Raw genomic sequence first — 18,998 nt, forward strand, 5'->3', positions numbered from 1 at the left:
CTAGTACGAGAGGACCGGGACGGACGAACCTCTGGTGTGCCAGTTGTTCCGCCAGGAGCACCGCTGGTTGGCTACGTTCGGAAGGGATAACCGCTGAAAGCATCTAAGCGGGAAGCCTGCTTCAAGATGAGGTTTCCATACCCTACGGGGTGAGAGGCACCCAGCAGAACACTGGGTCGATAGGCCGGACGTGGAAGCGGGGACGAAAGACCCGTGCAGCTGACCGGTACTAATCAGCCGACAACTTCAACACCAACAACTTTTTGCTACGCGTCCACTGTGCGGTTCCCGAACCACCAACACCACACCCCCACAACCGGGGGTGCCCAGTGTTGACAAAGGTTCCATAGAGTTACGGCGGTCACAGCGAAGGGGAAACGCCCGGTCCCATACCGAACCCGGAAGCTAAGCCCTTCAGCGCCGATGGTACTGCCCTGGAGACGGGGTGGGAGAGTAGGACGCCGCCGGACAACCCTTCACCGAAGGCCCACCCCACACGGGGTGGGCCTTCGGCATTTCCGGACCTTCGCGCAGGCGGCCTTCGTCGAGACCGCTGCGTCGACGTCGTGCTGCAGGACTCCCCGCCCGTTCCGTCCCGTGTGACGTCGGAGCCGACGTGGGAAGATGGCCTGCGCAAACTCCACAACGAGAGGTAACCCTGGTGAACGACACCTCCCACGAGTCCGAGTCGGACCGCCCGTCGTCGGGCGGCGACCGTGGTGGACGCCGCGACGGTCGACAGGGCCCTTCCCGCGACGCGCGGGGTGCCGGCCGCGGCTCGTCCGGCGGCTCGACCTCGGGGGACGGCGACCGTCGTCGCAGCGGCGGGGACGCCGCTCGCCGCGGCTCGGGTGACTACCGCGGACGCCAGGACGGCGGCTACCGCGGTCGCCCCGACGGTGCTCGCGCGCGCTCCGAGGGCGGTCGTCCTGACCGTGACGGCGCCCCGGGCCGTGACCGTCGTGCCGGCGACCGGACGGACCGTGACCGTCGCGAGGGCGATCGTCGGGACGGGGCACGCCGTGACGGTGGACGCCCGGCCGAGCGTCGTCCGTGGAGCTCGCGCGGTGAGGGCGCAGGCTCGTCGCGCCGCGAGTACGGCGAGGGGCGCGGTGACCGTCCCGGCCGTCGTGACGATCGGTCACCGGCGAGTGACGGGCGCGGTACCTCCGGGGCGCGTGGCGCCGGGTACCAGCGGACGACGCGTCCCGGGGAGGGCGAGCGCGGTCGCAACGACCGCGACTCTGCCGACCGTCGCCGGGACGGGTCGGGTCCTCGTGACGAGCGCCGGGGCGGAGATCGCCGCGGGCACGCCCCGCGTGCGGGGGCGGGGCGCGAGCGGGACGGCTTCGACCGTCGCCCGGAGCCCCGCCACCCTGCGGGGCCGGCGATCCCTGACGACGTGCAGATCTCTCAGCTCGACCGCGCGGCCCGGGGTCGGCTGCGGACGCTGAGCAAGGAGACGGCCGAGGTCGTCGGGCGTCACCTCGTCATGGCCGGGCGGCTCATCGACTCCGACCCGGAGCTCGCGTACGAGCACGCGCAAGCGGCCGTGCGTCGTGCGGGCCGGGTCGACGTCGCGCGCGAGGCCGCCGGTCTGACCGCCTACGCGACGGGGCGCTACGCGGAGGCGCTCCGTGAGCTGCGTACGGTGCGACGCCTCAACGGGTCCTCCGAGCACCTGCCGATCATGGCCGACTGCGAGCGCGGTCTCGGCCGCCCGGAGCGCGCGCTCGCCCTCGCGGCGTCGGAGGAGGCCGCGACCCTCGACGACGTCGGGCGTACCGAGCTCGCGATCGTCGTCAGCGGCGCGCGCGTCGACCTCGGCGAGCTGGACGCGGCTCTCGCCGCGCTCGAGCAGGTGCCCGCGATCGGGACACGAGGCGAGCTCGGTGCTCGGGTCCTGCAGGCGCGCGCGGCGGTGCTCGAGGTCGCGGGTCGGGACGATGAGGCTGCCGAGATCCTCGCAGGGATCGACGCGAGCCTGCTCGCGGCGGTGCTCGGCGAGGACGACGACGTCGTGGTCTACGACCTGACGGAGGAGGTCGACGAGGACGGCGACGCGGTCGCCGAACCCCTGGACGCCGAGGCCGCGCAGGCTTCGGACCACGCGGCGTCGGCCGACGAGACGACCGAGTCGCAGGACGAGGAGCAGGGCGCGGGGCACGACGACTCGGGGTCGGCCTCCGCGCCGTCGGACGAGGCGGGCCGGTGAGCGCCGGGCTCCTCGGGAGCGACGTCGCGCTGGCGGACCGGTACGACCTCGCGCTCGTCGACCTCGACGGGGTCGCCTACCGCGGCCACGAGCCGATCGAGCACGCGTCGGAGGGCCTGACGACGGCGCGCGCCCGCGGCCTGCGTCTCGTGTTCGTCACGAACAACGCGTCCCGTGAGCCCGGGTCGGTGGCCGAGCAGCTCACGGGCCTCGACATCCCCACCACGGCCGACGAGGTCATGACGGCGGCGCAGGCCGCGGCCGCGCTCCTGCGGACCCGCCTCGAGCCCGGTGCGCGCGTCCTCGTGGTCGGCGGGGCCGGTCTCGTGACGGCCGTCCACGACGCGGGCTTCGTCCTCGTGGAGTCCGCGGACGAGGAGCCCGACGCCGTGGCGCAGGGTTTCGCGCCCGAGCTGGGCTGGGCGCAGCTCGCCGAGGCCGCCTACGCCGTCCAACGGGGCGCGTGGCACGTCGCGAGCAACCTCGACCTGTCGCTGCCGACCGCGCGCGGCTTCGCGCCCGGCAACGGGTCCCTGGTCGGTGCCGTGCGCGCCGCGACGGGCGTGGAGCCTGACAGCGCGGGCAAGCCGTCGCCCACCATGTACCGGCTCGCGATCGAGCGCGCGGGGGCGCGGGCCCCGCTCGTCGTCGGGGACCGGCTCGACACGGACCTCGCGGGCGCCCGCGCGGGCGGCTACCCCGGCCTGCACGTCCTCACCGGCGTGAGCACGGCGCGGGACACGATCCTCGCGGAGCCGCACCTGCGCCCGCACTACGTGGGCGCCGACCTGCGCAGCCTCCTCGAGCCCCACCCGGTGCCCGTGCGCACGGACGCCGGCTGGTGGTCCTGCGGCGACAGCGCGGCGCGGGTCGACGACGGCGCGCTGCGCCTGGACGTGCGCGGGACCGCGACGGTCGACACGGTCCGGGCGGCGGCGGCCGCGTCCTGGGCGGCGGCCGACGCGGGGCTCCCCGTGGACCCGTCGACGGTCCCCGAGCTGCCCGTCGGGACCCACTGATCCCGACCGTCGTGCGGCGCGACGCGCCGCGTCTCGCGGGCGCGCCGGACGTGCCCGTCCGTGGGACGCAACCGGTAGCGTGGTCCGGGATGCCCGGTCGCGGACCGGGCGACGTTCGTGCAGCCACCAGACAGGAGGAGGACATGACGGACGGTCCGCTGCGTCCGGTTCCCGGCCCGCCTCCTGGCGGACGACCGGAGCGTCCGGCGAACGGGCGGGACGGCGAGGAGCAGTCCGCGGTCGCCGACCTGCCCGGCAACCCGCTCGACGCCGCGCTCGGACGGCTCGACGGGCTGGAAGGGCTCGCCACCGCCGACCACGTGGGGGTGCTGGAGGCCGTGCACGACGCGCTGGTCGCCGAGCTCGCCCGCACGGAGGACTGAGCGTGGCGGAGCGCACCGGTGCCCGCCTCGACGGCGAGCTCGTCCGGCGTGGCCTCGCGAGGTCGCGTCGCCAGGCCGCCGAGCTCGTGGCCGCGGGCCGGGTGACGCGCGGCGGGTCCGTCGTGACCAAGCCGTCGACCGCCGTCGGGCCCCAGGACGTGCTCGCGGTGGCGCCGGACCCGGAAGACCCCGGCTACGCCTCGCGCGCCGCGTTCAAGCTCGCCGGGGTCCTCGACGCGCTGGACGCGCTGAACCCCGCGGGCGCGCCGCCGCGGCCCCCCGCCGTCGACGGCGCGCGGTGCCTCGACCTCGGGGCGTCGACCGGGGGCTTCACGGACGTCCTGCTGCGCCGGGGCGCGCGCGAGGTCGTGGCGGTGGACGTCGGCCACGACCAGCTCGTGCCGGCGCTGCGCGCCGACCCCAGGGTCCAGGTGCACGAGGGGCTCAACGTCCGCGACCTGGCACCCGAGCACGTCGGCGCCGTGCCCGACCTCGTCGTCGGCGACCTGTCGTTCATCTCGCTCGCGATGGTGCTGCCTGCCGTCGCGGGCGTCGTGGGCCCGGGCTCCGACCTGCTCCTGCTCGTCAAGCCGCAGTTCGAGGTCGGCCGGGAGCGCCTCGGGAGCGGCGGGGTCGTGCGCGACCCCGCCCTCCACGTCGAGGTCGTCGCCGCGGTCGCGCGGCACGCGGCCGTCGTCGGGCTGCGCCCGCTCGCCGTCGTGCCGAGCCCTCTGCCCGGACCGAGCGGGAACCGCGAGTACTTCTGGTGGTTGCGGGCCGGCGACCCCGGCCGCGCCGACGGCGCCGCGCTCGAGGACTCGGCGCTGGAGGACGCCGCGGCCGTGGCGGTGGCGTGGCAGCCCGCGCCCGACGGCGGCCCGCCGCCCGTCGCGCTCGTCGCCCGGGCGGCGTCGGACGGGCCGACGCCCGACGCCGCGACGCCCGACCGACCCCTGACTGGAGGAGCACCGTGACGCGACGCGTGCTGATCGTGACCCACGGCGGCCGCCCCGAGGCGGTCGTCGCGCTGCACGAGGCGGTGACCGAGCTCGAGCGCGCCGGGTTCACCGTGACGCTGCACGACGACGACCTCGCCGAAAGGTTCGGCGACCACATGGCGCGCACGCGGGCGCGCGAGGGCGTCGCGGAGTCCGAGGTCGTCATGGTCCTCGGCGGCGACGGCACGATCCTGCGTGCCGCCGAGCTCACGCACGGGACCGGGGTGCCGCTGCTCGGCGTCAACCTCGGGCACGTGGGCTTCCTCGCCGAGAGCGAGCGCGAGGACCTGCGCGCCGCCGTGGGGCGGCTCGCGGCGTACGACTACACGGTCGAGGAGCGCACGATCGTCGAGGTGCGCGCCTACCTGCCCGGCGAGCCCGAGCCCCTCGTGGGGTGGGCGCTCAACGAGGCGACGGTCGAGAAGGCGCAGCGCGAGCGCATGATCGAGGTCGTGCTCGGGGTCGACGGCCGCCCGCTGTCGTCGTTCGGGTGCGACGGCGTCGTGACGGCGACCGCGACCGGCTCGACGGCGCACGCGTTCTCGGCGGGCGGGCCGGTGATGTGGCCGGACGTCGACGCGGTGCTCGTCGTCCCGCTCGCGGCCCACGCGCTGTTCGCTCGCCCGCTCGTCGTGGGCCCGCGCTCGACGATCACGGTCGACGTGCTCGCCGACTCGGCGTCGTCGGGCGTGCTCACGTGCGACGGCCGCCGGCGCATCGACCTGCCCAACGGGTCGCGGGTCGAGGTCCGGCGCTCCGACACGCCGCTGCGCCTCGCGCGGCTCAGCACGGCGCCGTTCACGGACCGGCTGGTGTCCAAGTTCTCGCTCCCCGTGGTCGGGTGGCGAGAGCGCGCGGCGAGCGTGGCCGCGACGGCGGGCACGACGGCGGAGCGCGCCGCGGCGGCGGGGGCGAGCAGGGCGCCGGAGGACCAGGACGTCACGGACGAGGAGGAGTGAGCGTGCTCGAGGAGATCGCGATCGAGAACCTCGGCGTCATCCGGTCGGCCCGCGTCCCGGTCGGGGCCGGACTGACCGTGATCACGGGCGAGACGGGCGCAGGCAAGACCATGGTGCTCACCGGGCTCGGGCTGCTCATGGGTGGCAAGGCGGACCCGGCGACGGTGCGCCCGGGCGCCTCGAGCGCCGTCGTCGAGGGGCGCGTGCGCGTCACCGACCGGCCGGCGGTCGCGCAGCGGGTCGACGACGCGGGTGGCCAGGTGGACGACGACGGCACGGTCGTCATCCTGCGCACGGTCGCCGCAGAGGGCCGCTCGCGCGCGCACCTCGGCGGACGCAGCGTCCCGCAGGGCGTGCTCGCGGAGATCGCCGACGACCTCGTGACGGTCCACGGGCAGTCCGACCAGCTCCGGCTGCGGACCGCGAGCCGGCAGCGCGTCGCGCTCGACGCGTTCGCCGGGCCGTCGCACGCCGAGCTGCTGGCGCAGTACCGCGACGCGTGGACGGAGCGGACCGCGCTGCAGGCGGAGATCGACGACATCGAGACGCGCGCCGGCGAACGAGCCCGGGAGGCGGAGCTGCTGCGCCTGGGGCTCGCGGAGGTCGAGCGCGTCGCGCCCCAGCCGGGCGAGGACGTGGAGCTCACGGCGCTCGTGGCGCGGCTCGGGAACGTCGAGGAGCTGCGGGTCGCTGCCCAGCTCGCGCACGACGCCGTGGCCGGCGACGAGGCCGCCGAGCCGCAGGAGAACGCGGTCGTCTCGGTCGACCGGGCGCGCCGCGCGCTCGAGTCCGTGGCCGGGACGGACCCCGCGCTCGCGCGGCTCGCCGAGCGGCTCGCGGAGGTGGGCTACGTGCTCGCCGACGTCGCCACGGAGATCTCGGGCTACGTCGAGGACCTCGCGGCCGACCCCGCCGGGCTCGAGAGCGCGCACGCGCGCCTCGCCGAGCTCGGCACGCTGACGCGCAGCTACGGCGAGACGGTCGACGACGTGCTCGCCTGGGCGAGCGACGCCGGGCTGCGGCTCCTCGACCTGGACGACGGCGGCGAGCGGCTCCACGCGTCGATCGCGCGCCGCGACGAGCTCGACGGGGAGCTGGACCGCCTCGGGACGGCGATCACGGCCTCGCGCGAGCGCGCCGCCGCCGAGCTCGCCACCGCGGTGACCGACGAGCTGCGCGGGCTGGCCATGGGCGGCGCGAGCCTCGTGGTCGACGTCGAGCGGGCCGAGGAGCCCGGCCCGTGGGGCGTCGACGTCGTGACCTTCTCGCTCGTCGCGCACGCGGGCGCGCCGGCCCGGCCGCTCGGCAAGGGCGCATCGGGTGGTGAGCTCTCGCGCGTCATGCTCGCGATCGAGGTCGCGCTCGCGACGGCCGCCGTGGACGGCACCGGCCAGGTGCTCCCGACGTTCGTCTTCGACGAGGTCGACGCCGGGGTCGGTGGCAAGGCGGCGGTCGAGGTCGGGCGCCGGCTCGCGTCGCTCGCGCGGCGCACGCAGGTCGTCGTCGTCACCCATCTCGCGCAGGTCGCGGCGTTCGCCGACGTCCAGCTCGTGGTGACGAAGTCGTCCGGCGCCGGTCCGGGGGACGGGTCCGACGCCGCTGACGCCTCAGCGGTCACGGTCACGGGTGTGCGCGAGGTCACGGGGGACGAGCGGGTCCGCGAGCTCGCGCGGATGCTCTCCGGCCAGGAGGACTCGGACGCGGCCCGCCGCCACGCGGTGGAGCTTCTGGAGTCCTCGGTCGTGGGACGATAGGCCACGATGAGACTCACTCTGCGCAAAGCCTCCCTGCCGGAGGCCGGGTCCGGCACGCTCGGCCCGGCCAAGGTCGACGCGCGCACCAAGGCGCTCACCAAGCGGCTCCAGCCCGGCGACGTCGCGGTGATCGACCACGTCGACATCGACCGCGTCGCCGCCGACGCCCTCGTGGCGGCCAAGCCGTCTGCCGTCCTCAACGCCGCGAAGTCCGTCTCGGGGCGCTACCCGAACCTCGGTCCCGACGTCCTCGTCGAGGCGGGGATCGTCCTGGTCGACGACCTCGGCCCGGCGATCATGGCCGTCCCCGAGGGCCGGGAGCTCCGGCTCGACGGCGGCAAGGTCTACCTGGGCGACGACCTCGTGGCGGAGGGCGTCCTCCAGAGCGAGGAGACGGTCGCGCGCAGCCTCGAGGAGGCGCGTGCCAACCTCTCGGTCGAGATCGAGTCGTTCGCCGAGAACACGATGAACTACCTGCGGCGCGAGCGCGACCTGCTGCTCGACGGCGTCGGCGTCCCGGACATCCGCACGCCGATCGACGGGCGGCAGGTGCTCATCGTGGTGCGCGGCTACCACTACCGCGAGGACCTCGCGACGCTGCGCCCCTACATCACGGAGTACCGGCCGGTCCTCATCGGCGTGGACGGCGGCGCGGACGCGATCCTCGACGCCGGCTGGAAGCCGGACATGATCGTCGGCGACATGGACTCGGTGTCCGACCGCGCGCTGAGCAGCGGCGCCGAGGTCGTGGTGCACGCGTACCGCGACGGCAAGGCGCCAGGGCTGGAGCGCGTCCAGGAGCTCGGCGTCGAGCCGGTCGTGTTCCCCGCGACGGGCACGAGCGAGGACATCGCGATGCTCCTCGCGGATGACAAGGGTGCCGAGGTCATCGTCGCCGTCGGGACGCACGCGACCCTCGTCGAGTTCCTCGACAAGGGCCGGGCGGGCATGGCGAGCACGTTCCTCACCCGGCTGCGCGTCGGCGGCAAGCTCGTCGACGCGAAGGGCGTCTCGCGCCTGTACCGGCACCGGATCTCCAACCTCCAGCTCTGGCTCCTGTCGATCGCGGGGCTCCTCGCCGTCGTCGCGGCGCTGTGGTCGACGGCGGCGGGCCAGACGTTCTTCGGGATCGTGGGCGCCCGGTTCGACGACCTGTGGTCGTGGATCGGGTCGCTCTTCGCGGGCGGCGGCTGACCCCGACCGGGCCGTCGGCGCCGTCGGCCCGCGCGCCGGTCGCTCGTGACCGCCCGACCTGCGCTCCCGCGCACCCTGACCTTGCCAGCACGCAGCAGCTCGAACCGAAGGACACCACCGCACAGTGATCGACTTCAGGTACCACATCGTCTCGTTGATCTCGGTCTTCCTGGCCCTGGCCGTCGGGATCATCCTCGGCGCCGGTCCGCTCCAGGGCGCGATCGGCGACCAGCTCACCGGGCAGGTGGAGCAGCTGCGCACCGAGCGCAACGAGCTGCGCGACCAGCTCGACGAGGCGAACGTGACGCTCGGCGACGACTCGCGGTACATCGAGGCGGCAGGGCCGCAGCTCGTGGCCGGGTCGCTCCAGGACCGTCGCGTCGCCGTCGTCGACCTGGACGGGGCGGACAACGAGCGGGACGACGCGATCGCCGAGCAGCTCGAGACGGCCGGCGCGTCGGTCGTCGGCCACGTCCGCCTGACGGACTCGTGGACGAGCCAGGACGAGGAGAGCGCGCGCCAGACGGTGGCCGAGGGCCTCGGGGAGAAGCTGGGCGAGGTCCCGCAGGACGCGACGCCCGAGCAGCGGCTCGCCCGCGCGCTCGCGCTCTCGCTCACCGGTGCCGCTCCGACGAGCTCCGAGGAGCGCAGCCCGGAGGCGATCGAGCTCGAGGCGCTCCTGGAGCGCTTCGCGCTCGTGGACATCGTGTCCGAGCAGACCCTCCCGGCGGACGTCGTCCTGCTGCTGAGCGGTCCGGCACCTGAGCAGGCCGCCCCGGCGGCGGAGGGCGAGGAGGCGCCCGCGCCGGACACGTACGTCGTCGACATCGAGGTCCAGGTGGCCGTCGCCGCGCAGGAGGTCGCCGAGGCGGCGCTCGTCGCCGGCCCGACCGCGGTGAGCGGCGACGTGGTGTCGACCATCCGGGCGAACGACGACCTCGCCGCGTCGCTCTCCACCGTGAGCGGGATCGAGGCGGAGCCGGGCCGGATCAACGTCCCGCTCGCCCTCGCGGCGCGCATCGCGGACCAGGTCGGGCAGTTCGGGTTCGAGGAGAGCGCGACGGCGGTCCTCCCGCCGGCCGTCGAGCTCCCGCCGGTGACGCGCACGACGTCCTCCGACGCGGGCGCCCAGGACGCCGCTGCGGGGGACACCGCGGGCGGTACCGCGAACGACGGTGCCGCCGAGGTCGAGCAGACCGCCGGCGCGGGGGAGGGCTGACGTGGCGCGCGCGCTGCGCACCCTCGCCGCGGCCGGGGTCGCCGCCGTCGTGACCGCGACGGCGCGGCGCGCGGCGGGGTCGCGCCCGCCGGGCGGCGCCGGTCGCTGGACGCGCACCAACCACCGCGGCGAGCCGATCAGCCTCCTCGAGGGCCCGGCGGTCGCGGCCGGCCTCGTCGCCGGGACGCTCGCGGCGGGGGGTGACGTCCGCACGCGCGGCGCGGTCGCCCTCGCGACGGCGAGCGCGGGCGCGTTCGGACTCGTCGACGACCTCGCGGAGGACACGTCGACCCGGACGAAGGGCCTGCGCGGGCACCTCGGCGCGCTCGCCGAGGGGCGCGTGACGACGGGCGCCATGAAGATCCTCGGGATCAGCGGCGTCTCTCTCGTCGCGGCGGCGATCGGGACGCGTCGCACGGGCGGGGCGTTTGGCCACCTCGTGGACGTCGGCGTGAACGGCGCGCTCATGGCCGGCACGGCGAACCTGCTCAACCTCCTCGACCTGCGCCCGGGCCGCGCGCTCAAGGCCGCCGGGGTGGCGTCCCTGCCCTACATCGGCACCTCCGCGGCCCCGACGACGGGCGCGGTCCTCGGTGCTGCCGTCGCCGCGGCGCCGGGGGACCTGGGCGAGCGCGACATGCTCGGCGACTGCGGCGCGAACGCGCTCGGCGCCGCGCTCGGCTCGCAGGTGGCGTTCGCGGCGCCCCGCTCGGTGCGCTGGCTCGCGCTCGCGGGCGTGGTCGGTCTGACCCTCGCGAGCGAGAAGGTGAGCTTCTCGACGGTCATCGAGGGCAACGACGTGCTGCGGCGCGTGGACACGTGGGGCCGGCGCCCGGCGTGAGCGCGCGGGCGGGGCGGCTGCGCGCCGCCACGGGCACCCTGGCGGGCGCCGCCGCGATGATCACGCTCGTGACGATCGCGAGCCGGCTCGTCGGCTTCGCGCGGTCGCTCGTCCAGTCCGCTGCGGTCGGCACCGAGGGCGTCGGGTCGGCGTACACCGCGGCGAACCTCCTGCCGAACGTCCTGTTCGAGGTCGCGGCGGGAGGGGCGCTCGCCGGGTCGGTCGTGCCGCTGCTCGCCGGGCCCATCGCCCGACGAGCGGGCGCCGACGTCTCGCGCATCGCCTCGGCGCTGCTCGGGTGGACGCTCGTCGCGCTCGTCCCGCTCGGTGGGCTGCTCGCGCTCCTCGCGCAGCCGATCGCCGGCCTCCTCATGCGCGAGCACCCCGAGCTCGTCGACGTCACGGCGACCTTCGTGCGCGTGTTCGCCCTCCAGGTGCCGCTCTACGGGCTCGCGGTCGTGCTCGGGAGCGTCCTGCAGGCGCACAAGCGCTTCTTCTGGCAGGCGTTCTCGCCGCTCCTGTCGAGCCTCGCGGTCATCGCGGTCTTCCTCGTGTTCGCGGGGCTCGCCGACGGCAACCAGAACGACGTCGCCGCGCTCTCGGGCGAGGCCATCGCCTGGCTCGGCTGGGGCACGACGGCGGGCGTGGCGGTCCTCGCGCTGCCGCTCGTCCTCCCGGTGCACCGGCTGGGCGTCCGGCTGCGGCCCACCCTGCGCTTCCCCGGCGGTGAAGGAGTGCGCGCCCGCAACCTCGCGTTCGCGGGGATCGGGGCGCTCGTCGCGCAGCAGCTCTCGGTCCTCGCGATCCTGGGCGCGTCCTACCGGTTCGGGCCCGAGCAGACCTTCCCGACGTACTGGTACGCGCAGCAGGTGTATCTGTTGCCCTACGCGGTGCTGGCGTTCCCGCTCGCGACGAGTGCCTTCCCGCGCCTCGCCGAGCACGTCGCGCACGCGCGCCACGACGCGTACCGGCGCCTCCTCGCGACCACGACGCGCACGCTGGTCGTCGTGGCCGGCCTGGGCGCCGCGGCGCTGATCGCCGCGTCCGCGGCGGTCGAGGCGGTGTTCGCCCGTATCGCGACGGGCTCGGTCGAAGGACTCGGTGGTGCGGTCGCGGCCATGGCGGTCGGGATCGTCGGATTCTCGCTGATCCTGCACCTCTCGCGCGCGCTGTACACGATCGACCACCAGCGCGTCGCGGTCGTCGCGACCGCCGCGGGGTGGCTCGTGGTGGCCGCGACCGCCTACGTCCTGCCGGCCGTGACCGGTGTCCGCGACCAGGCGGGGGTGCTGCTCCAGCTCGGGCTCGCGACCGCCGTCGGGATGTCGGTCGCGGGAGCCGGGCTCCTCGTCGCGACGCGACGGTACGCCGGTCCGGAGGCGACGCACGGCGTGCCGCGGACCCTCGTCGTCGTCGCGGTGGGCGTCGCCCTCGGTGCGCTGGCGGGCTCGGCGGTCTCCGGCGCACTCCTGCCCGACGGCGCGGGCTGGCTGCCCGCGGTCGGGGTCGGGGTGCTCGCCGCCGTCGTGGCGGGCGTGGTCGTCGTCGCGGTGTCGCTCGCGGGGGACCGCGCGGCCCTGCTCGGCGTCCTGCGTCGTGGGCGGACGAGCGGCGCACCCGACGACGACCCGATCCGGTAGCCGTCCGGCAGCGCCCGCCCGGGACGTGGTGCGTCGCACTGCTGGGTCCGCGTGCCGTCGTCGGGCACGCTGTTAGGATGGAGTTCCGTGGCAGACCTCCTGAACCGGCCCTCCTCCCGCCTCAACGCCTCGGGCGCACGCACCGAGCACCGCACCGCGCACGTCTTCGTCACCGGCGGCGTCGCCTCCTCGCTCGGCAAGGGCCTCACGGCATCCAGCCTCGGTCGTCTGCTCCGCTCGCGCGGCCTGCGGGTCACCATGCAGAAGCTCGACCCGTACCTCAACGTCGATCCCGGGACGATGAACCCGTTCCAGCACGGCGAGGTGTTCGTCACCGAGGACGGTGCCGAGACGGACCTCGACATCGGCCACTACGAGCGCTTCCTCGACGTCGACCTCGAGGCGACCGCGAACGTCACGACCGGGCAGGTCTACTCCCAGGTCATCGCGCGCGAGCGGCGCGGCGAGTACCTCGGCGACACGGTCCAGGTCATCCCGCACATCACCGACGAGATCAAGTCGCGCATGCGTGCCCAGGCCGGTGAGGACGTCGACGTCATCATCACCGAGATCGGCGGCACGGTCGGCGACATCGAGTCCCAGCCGTTCCTCGAGGCCGCGCGCCAGGTGCGCCACGAGCTCGGCCGTGACGACGTCTTCTTCCTCCACGTCTCGCTCGTGCCGTACATCGGCCCGTCCGGCGAGCTCAAGACGAAGCCGACGCAGCACTCGGTCGCGGCGCTCCGCTCGATCGGTATCCAGCCCGACGCGATCGTGCTCCGCGCGGACCGCGTGGTCCCCGAGCCGGTCAAGCGCAAGATCGCGCTCATGTGCGACGTCGACAACGAGGCCGTCGTCAACGCGGTCGACGCGCCGAGCATCTACGACATCCCGCGCGTGCTGCACTCCGAGGGCCTCGACGCGTACGTCGTGCGCCGCCTCGGCCTGCCGTTCCACGACGTCGACTGGGACGGCTGGAGCCAGCTCCTCGAGCGCGTGCACCAGCCCGCCCACCGGGTCGAGGTCGCGCTCGTCGGCAAGTACATCGACCTCCCGGACGCGTACCTCTCCGTCACGGAGGCGCTGCGCGCCGGCGGGTTCGCGAACGACGCGAAGGTCACCATCCGCTGGGTCGCCTCCGACGAGTGCCAGACCCCGGCCGGCGCGGACGACGCGCTGCACGGCGTCGACGCCGTCCTCGTGCCGGGCGGGTTCGGCGTGCGCGGCATCGAGGGCAAGCTCGGCGCCCTGCGCTGGGCGCGCGAGAACAAGGTCCCGACGCTCGGGATCTGCCTCGGTCTCCAGTCGATGGTCATCGAGTACGCGCGCAACGTGCTCGGGATCGACGACGCGTCGTCGACCGAGTTCGACCCCGGCACCTCCCACCCGGTCATCGCGACGATGGAGGAGCAGCTCGCGATCGTCGGCGGCGACGGCGACCTCGGCGGCACGATGCGCCTCGGGTCGTACGAGGCCGCGCTGGCACCGGGCTCGGTCGTCGCCAAGACGTACGGGTCGGAGCGCGTCTCGGAGCGTCACCGCCACCGTTACGAGGTGAACAACTCCTACCGCAAGCAGCTCGAGGAGGCCGGGCTCGTGATCAGCGGGACGTCGCCCGACTCGTCGCTCGTCGAGTTCGTCGAGCTCCCCGCGGACGTGCACCCGTACTACGTGAGCACGCAGGCGCACCCGGAGTTCAAGTCGCGCCCGACGCGTTCGCACCCGCTGTTCACCGGCCTCATCGGCGCGGCGCTCGAGAACCAGGCGGACTGAGTGGGCACCGAGGCGGGCGCTCCGTCGCCCGTGGAGCGCCCCACGGTCGACGCGCTCGCGCCGCGCCCGGTCGCCGAGACGTCGGTCGTGCACCACGGTCGCGTCTTCGACCTCCGCTCCGACGTCGTTGAGCTCGACGACGGGCGCGTCACGCGGGAGTACCTCGACCACCCGGGCGCCGTGGCGATCGTCGCGCTGGACGACGACGAGCGCGTGCTCCTGCTGCGCCAGTACCGCCACCCCGTCCGGCGCGAGCTGTGGGAGGTGCCGGCGGGCCTGCTCGACGTCGTCGGGGAGGACGGGCGGCTCGCCGCGGCCCGCGAGCTCGCCGAGGAGTCCGACCTCCAGGCCGCGCGCTGGGACGTCCTCGTCGACTACTTCACGACGCCGGGCGGTTCCAACGAGGCGCTGCGCGTCTTCCTCGCGCGTGACCTCTCGCCCGTCCCCGACGACGAGCGGTTCGAGCGCGAGGCCGAGGAGCTCGACATGGAGCTGCGGTGGGTGCCGCTCGACGAGGCGCTGCGCGGCGTCCTCGCGGGCGAGCTGCACAACCCCTCGGCCGTCGTCGGGATCCTCGCCGCCGCCGCGTCCCGTGCGGATGGCTGGGCGTCGCTGCGTCCGGCCGACGCGCCGTGGCCGGAGCGCCGCGGGGGCTGAGGGCCCCGGGCCGACGGCCGGTGCACCGGTTCGGGTAGCGTCCGAGGGCGTGGGCTCACCTCTTCCCGACCTCGTCCCCGTCCCGGCCGGCCGGTTGGACCTCGTCGACGCGCGCACCCGCGAGTCACGCTCCGTCGTGCTGAAGCCGTTCCACGTCGCTCGCACCCCGGTGACCGTCGGTCAGCACCGGGCCGTCCTCGCCGCCGACCCCCTCCGCCCGCGTCCTGAGGGCGGTCCGTCGGCCATCGACGACGACGTCCCCGTGCACGGGGTGACGTGGTTCGAGGCGGTGCTCTGGTGCAACGCGGCATCCCGGGTAGCGGGCCTGGACCCCGCGTACCGGGTCGAGGGCCGGGGCGTGCGCTGGGACGTGCGCTCCGCGGGGTACCGGCTCCCGACCGAGGCCGAGTGGGAGCACGCCTGCCGCGCCGGGACGAGCGGCCCCCGGTACGGCCCGGTCGGCGCCGTCGCCTGGACCGCGGACGACGGCGGCGACGGTCCCCGGCCCGTGGCCGGCCGGCTCCCGAACGCGTTCGGCCTCCATGACACGCTCGGCAACGTCTGGGAGTGGTGCTGGGACTACGCCGACACGGCGCGCTACGGCGAGTACCGGAGCCTGCGGGGCGGTGGATGGGCCGACCGGCCCTGGAGCGTGCGCGCCGGCGTGCGCCGCGGCAGTGCGCCCGACGCGCGGATCGAGGACGTCGGACTCCGGGTAGCGCGCGGCGTGGTGGGCGACCCGGGCGTCCCCGCGGCCCAGGGCTGGTCGGACGCGGCGGACCGTGCCCGGGCGCAGGTCCCCGGCCTCCTGCCGCTCGGGTGGACGCCGTTGGCGTTCCCCACCGCCGCCGACGCAGATGGCGACGAGGCCCCGGCCGTCGGTGCCGAGGACTAGGGTCAGACGACGTGCCCGCACCCGACGCCCCGACCCCGCCGGGAGACGCGCTCGTCCGCGTCCTCGGCCCGGTGCGGGTACCCGGACCCGACGGCGCGCCCGTCGCCCCGCGCGGGTCGCGGGCGGCCGCGCTCGTCGTCGCGCTCGCGCTCGCGGGCGGCCGGACGCTGGGCGTGACGACGCTCCTCGAGGACCTGTGGGGACCCGACGTGCCCCAGGACCCGCGCGCCGCGCTCCAGAGCCTCGTGTCGCGGCTGCGGCGGGAGGCCGCGCCCGGGACCGTCCTCTCGCGCGCGGGCGGCTACGCCCTCGGTGTGCCGAGCGACCTCGACCGCGCCCGCCGTGCGCTCGCCGACGCCCGGTCGGCCGCGCACCGCGGGTCCGCGGCGGGCGGCCAGGCCGGCGAGGGTGCCGGGGGAAGCGTCGCCGACCTGCGGGGGGCGCTCGTGCTGTGGCACGACGAGGACCCGGGCGCTGACGTGCCCGGACCTGTCGGGCAGGCGCTGCGCGCGGAGGCGACGCGGCTGCGCGACGGGCTCACGGTCGCGCTGCGCTCGGCCGCGGCCGCCGCCGGGGACCAGGAGACCGTCGTCGCGCTCGCGACCGCGGCGCTCGACCGCGACGAGACCGACGAGGACGCCGCGCGCGACCTCATGACGGCGCTCGCGGCGTCGGGCCGGGTGCGCGAGGCGCTCGCCGCGTACGCGCGCGTCCGCCACGCGCTCGTCCGCGAGCTCGGCACGGACCCGGCCCCGGACCTCCAACGGCTCGCCGCCGACCTGCTCGACCGCCCGCCCAGCCCGGGCGACCCGGCACGCTCGCCCGCACGGGACGGCGAAGCGGGCGCGCTCGCCGCGGCCTCCGTGAGAGGTACGGACCCCGCGGCGGGCAAGGCCACCGGGGGGCGCACGACGCAGGTGCGCGGCGTGCGCGTGGCGCCCGACGCGCTCGTCGGGCGGGACGACGACGTCGACCGCGTGCGGGACGCGCTCGCCCGGTCCCGGCTCGTCACGGTCCTCGGCCCGGGCGGGCTCGGCAAGACGCGCCTCGCGCAGGAGGTCGCGCGCCGCGCGGCCGCGACCGGGACGGCCGACCTCGTGGTCGTCGTCGAGCTCGCCGGCGTGCGGGCGGATGAGGACGTCGTCGTGGCCCTCGCGGACGGGCTGGGGATCTCCCCGCCCGGACGTACCGGCCGGCTCGCCGACCGCCTGGCGGCGCCGGAGCTGCGCGAGCAGGTGCTCGACCGCGTGCGCGGGCGCGACGTCCTGCTCGTCCTGGACAACTGCGAGCACGTCCTGGACGGTGCGGCGCGCTGGGCCGCCGACCTGCTCGGTGCCGCTCCGCACCTGACCGTCCTCACGACGAGCCGGTCGCCCCTGCGTCTCGCGGCCGAGCACGTGTACCCCCTCGACGCGCTGGGGGCGGACGGCGGGACCGGACCCGCCGTCCGCCTCTTCGTCGAGCGCGCCCGCGCCGTCCGGCCCGGCGCGAGCCTGCCGCCCGACGTCGTCGCCCGGCTGTGCGAGCGCCTCGACGGTCTTCCGCTCGCGATCGAGCTCGCCGCGGCCCGCGTGCGCACGATGAGCGTCGAGGACGTCGAGCGGCACCTCGACGAGCGCTTCGCGCTCCTGCGCTCGGGGGACCGGCTCGCCCCCGACCGGCACCGCACGCTCGAGGCCGTGATCGAGTGGAGCTGGAACCTGCTGGCACAGCCAGAGCAGGACCTGCTGTGCCGCGCGGCGGTGTTCCCGGACGGCTTCTCGGCCGAGGCCGCGCAGGCCGTGGCGGGCGACGCGCCTCCGGGACGGCTGCTCGGCACCCCCGCGTGGGGGACCCTCGACGCGCTCGACGGGCTCGTCGCCCAGTCGCTCCTGCGGGTCACCGAGGACGACGGGGTCGTGCGCTACCGGATGCTCGAGACCGTGCGGGAGTTCGGCGCGCTGCGGCTGCAGGACGCGGGCACGACCGCGGTGGCGCGCGAGGCGGTGCAGCGCTGGGCGGCCGCGCTCGCGGGACGCTGCGCGGACGCGCTCGTCGGAGGCGACCAGGCCGCCGCCGCGACCGACCTGCGGCGCGAGCAGGAGAACCTCCTCTTCGCGCTGCGCGAGGCGGTCCAGGACGCGCGACCCGGCGTCGTCGTGCGGGTGTTCACGGCGCTCATGGGCTCCTGGCTGCTGCTGGGCATCGAGGACCAGGCCGCCGGGCTCGTGGAGGTCGTGCTCGACTCGGTCGTCGGCTGGGAGGTCCCGTCCGAGGACGTCCAGCCCGCGGCTCTCGCGCTCGCCGCGGTCGCGGGTGCCGGGGCGTTCGCGCGCCCCGAGCTGACCGCCCGGGCGCTGGGGCGACTGCGTCGGCTCCTGCGCCGGCCCGACGTCGGGCCACGCACCCGGGCGTTCGCCCGGCTCCTGACGGTACGCAGCACCGAGGAGATGGAGGCGACGCTCGCGAGGCTGCGGGCCGACGACGACCCGTTCGTCGCGATGCTGGCCGAGTTCACGACGGCCCAGATGGCGGAGAACGAGGGGCGCCTGGCCGAGGCCCGCTCGTGGGGCGCCCTCGCGCACGAGCGGGCGGTGGCCCGCGGCGACGTCGCGGCGCGCGCGACGACGGCGATGTTCCTCGCCTCGTGCGCGAGCGAGGCGGGTGACGCCGCCGACGTCGGGCGCTGGGCCGAGGCCGCGCGCGACCACCTCCGGGCTCTCGGCGCGACGGCGACGTTGCAGCAGCTCGACTGGGTGGAGATGTCGGCCGCGGTGACGCTCGGTGAGACGGAGCGCGCTGAACGGATGCTCGCGTCGTTCGACGGCGCGGTGGGCGTCGCGAACTTCGGCGGCGCGGACGTCCCGCCCGACGTGCGCTCCGTCGTCGCGATGGGTCGGGCGGAGGTCGCGGCGATGCACGGCGACGAGGACGCCGCCCTCGCGCTCTACGGGGAGGCGGCCGCATCGTTCGACGACGAGGCGCGCTGGTCCCCCTGGTACGTGCTGCTCGTCTCGTCGTGGCTCGTGCGCCTCGCGACCGCGGGATCGGCGCCGGCCCCGGCCGTCGCCGAGGAGCTGCGGTCGCTCGTCCTCGGGATGCACCGGGCGCGCCCGCACTTCGTGGACTACCCGGTCGTCGGGACGTCGTTCCTCGCGCTCGGGGTCGCGTCCGCGCTGGGCCGCGGCGGTTCCCGGGCGGGCGGCTCGGACGACGGCGCCGAGCGTGGCGTCCTGCTCGTCGCGCTCGCGGAACGGATGGGCTCGCGACAGGACCAGCCCTCGCTGCGCCACGAGAACGCCTGGGCGCAGGTGACCGGCGTCGTCGGTCCGGCGCTCGCGGAGCGGGCCCGGGCCGAGGCGCACGACCTGGACCGGGGCGACCTCGCGCGCCGGGGCTTCGCGCTCCTCGACGAGGCGGAGGCCGACTTCGAGGGCGACGCCGGCGGGGACGGGCCCTCCGACGTCTGACG

Annotated in this window: 14 protein-coding genes and 2 rRNA genes; all 16 read left to right on the forward strand. The window is 75.8% G+C overall.

Annotation, left to right across the window (positions count from 1 at the left end; all coding sequences use genetic code 11):
• Positions 1–253 (forward strand): 23S ribosomal RNA (locus A0J59_RS09895); the annotation flags it as partial.
• Between the two features lie 100 nt (positions 254–353).
• Positions 354–470: ribosomal RNA gene (gene rrf / locus A0J59_RS09900) — 5S ribosomal RNA — on the forward strand.
• 932 nt (positions 471–1,402) lie between these two features.
• Positions 1,403–2,215 (forward strand): hypothetical protein, encoded by an 813-nt coding sequence (locus A0J59_RS09910; protein ID WP_064316008.1) that lies wholly within the window; start codon positions 1,403–1,405, stop codon positions 2,213–2,215.
• Positions 2,212–3,234 carry an HAD-IIA family hydrolase gene (locus A0J59_RS09915; protein WP_064316009.1) on the forward strand — a complete coding sequence of 341 codons (1,023 nt, stop codon included), beginning with the start codon at positions 2,212–2,214 and terminating at the stop codon, positions 3,232–3,234. Before A0J59_RS09910 ends, A0J59_RS09915 begins: the two co-directional genes overlap by 4 nt.
• Positions 3,235–3,377: 143 nt before the next feature.
• Positions 3,378–3,617 (forward strand): hypothetical protein, encoded by a 240-nt coding sequence (locus tag A0J59_RS09920; protein WP_047234675.1) that lies wholly within the window; start codon positions 3,378–3,380, stop codon positions 3,615–3,617.
• Positions 3,618–3,619: 2 nt separating this feature from the next.
• Positions 3,620–4,591, forward strand: a complete 972-nt coding sequence (locus A0J59_RS09925; RefSeq protein WP_064316010.1) for a TlyA family RNA methyltransferase — start codon at positions 3,620–3,622, stop codon at positions 4,589–4,591.
• Positions 4,588–5,574, forward strand: a complete 987-nt coding sequence (locus tag A0J59_RS09930) for an NAD kinase (protein WP_047234676.1) — start codon at positions 4,588–4,590, stop codon at positions 5,572–5,574. Before A0J59_RS09925 ends, A0J59_RS09930 begins: the two co-directional genes overlap by 4 nt.
• 2 nt (positions 5,575–5,576) lie before the next feature.
• Entirely contained in the window at positions 5,577–7,328 is a 1,752-nt protein-coding gene (gene recN / locus A0J59_RS09935) for a DNA repair protein RecN (protein WP_047234682.1), read from the forward strand.
• Between the two features lie 6 nt (positions 7,329–7,334).
• Positions 7,335–8,522: a putative cytokinetic ring protein SteA gene (gene steA / locus A0J59_RS09940; RefSeq protein WP_047234677.1), complete on the forward strand. Its 1,188-nt coding sequence runs from the start codon at positions 7,335–7,337 to the stop codon at positions 8,520–8,522.
• Between the two features lie 124 nt (positions 8,523–8,646).
• The gene (locus tag A0J59_RS09945) at positions 8,647–9,741 is read left to right on the forward strand and encodes a copper transporter (RefSeq protein ID WP_052877817.1); all 1,095 of its coding nucleotides are present in this window, start codon (positions 8,647–8,649) and stop codon (positions 9,739–9,741) included.
• 1 nt (position 9,742) lies between these two features.
• Positions 9,743–10,582 carry a hypothetical protein gene (locus tag A0J59_RS09950; RefSeq protein ID WP_064316011.1) on the forward strand — a complete coding sequence of 280 codons (840 nt, stop codon included), beginning with the start codon at positions 9,743–9,745 and terminating at the stop codon, positions 10,580–10,582.
• Positions 10,579–12,222 (forward strand): murein biosynthesis integral membrane protein MurJ, encoded by a 1,644-nt coding sequence (murJ, locus tag A0J59_RS09955; protein ID WP_255365126.1) that lies wholly within the window; start codon positions 10,579–10,581, stop codon positions 12,220–12,222. Before A0J59_RS09950 ends, murJ begins: the two co-directional genes overlap by 4 nt.
• A 99-nt stretch (positions 12,223–12,321) precedes the next feature.
• Positions 12,322–13,995, forward strand: a complete 1,674-nt coding sequence (locus A0J59_RS09960) for a CTP synthase (protein WP_239577753.1) — start codon at positions 12,322–12,324, stop codon at positions 13,993–13,995.
• 30 nt (positions 13,996–14,025) lie between these two features.
• Positions 14,026–14,652 carry an NUDIX hydrolase gene (locus tag A0J59_RS09965; RefSeq protein ID WP_064316092.1) on the forward strand — a complete coding sequence of 209 codons (627 nt, stop codon included), beginning with the start codon at positions 14,026–14,028 and terminating at the stop codon, positions 14,650–14,652.
• A gap of 49 nt (positions 14,653–14,701) precedes the next feature.
• Positions 14,702–15,547, forward strand: a complete 846-nt coding sequence (locus tag A0J59_RS09970) for an SUMF1/EgtB/PvdO family nonheme iron enzyme (protein WP_064316013.1) — start codon at positions 14,702–14,704, stop codon at positions 15,545–15,547.
• A gap of 11 nt (positions 15,548–15,558) precedes the next feature.
• Positions 15,559–18,996, forward strand: a complete 3,438-nt coding sequence (locus tag A0J59_RS09975) for a BTAD domain-containing putative transcriptional regulator (RefSeq protein ID WP_064316014.1) — start codon at positions 15,559–15,561, stop codon at positions 18,994–18,996.
• Positions 18,997–18,998: the final 2 nt, after the last annotated feature.

Origin of the sequence: Cellulosimicrobium sp. I38E, assembly GCF_001647255.1 — a bacterium.
Classification (GTDB): Bacteria; Actinomycetota; Actinomycetes; order Actinomycetales; family Cellulomonadaceae; genus Cellulosimicrobium; species Cellulosimicrobium cellulans_E.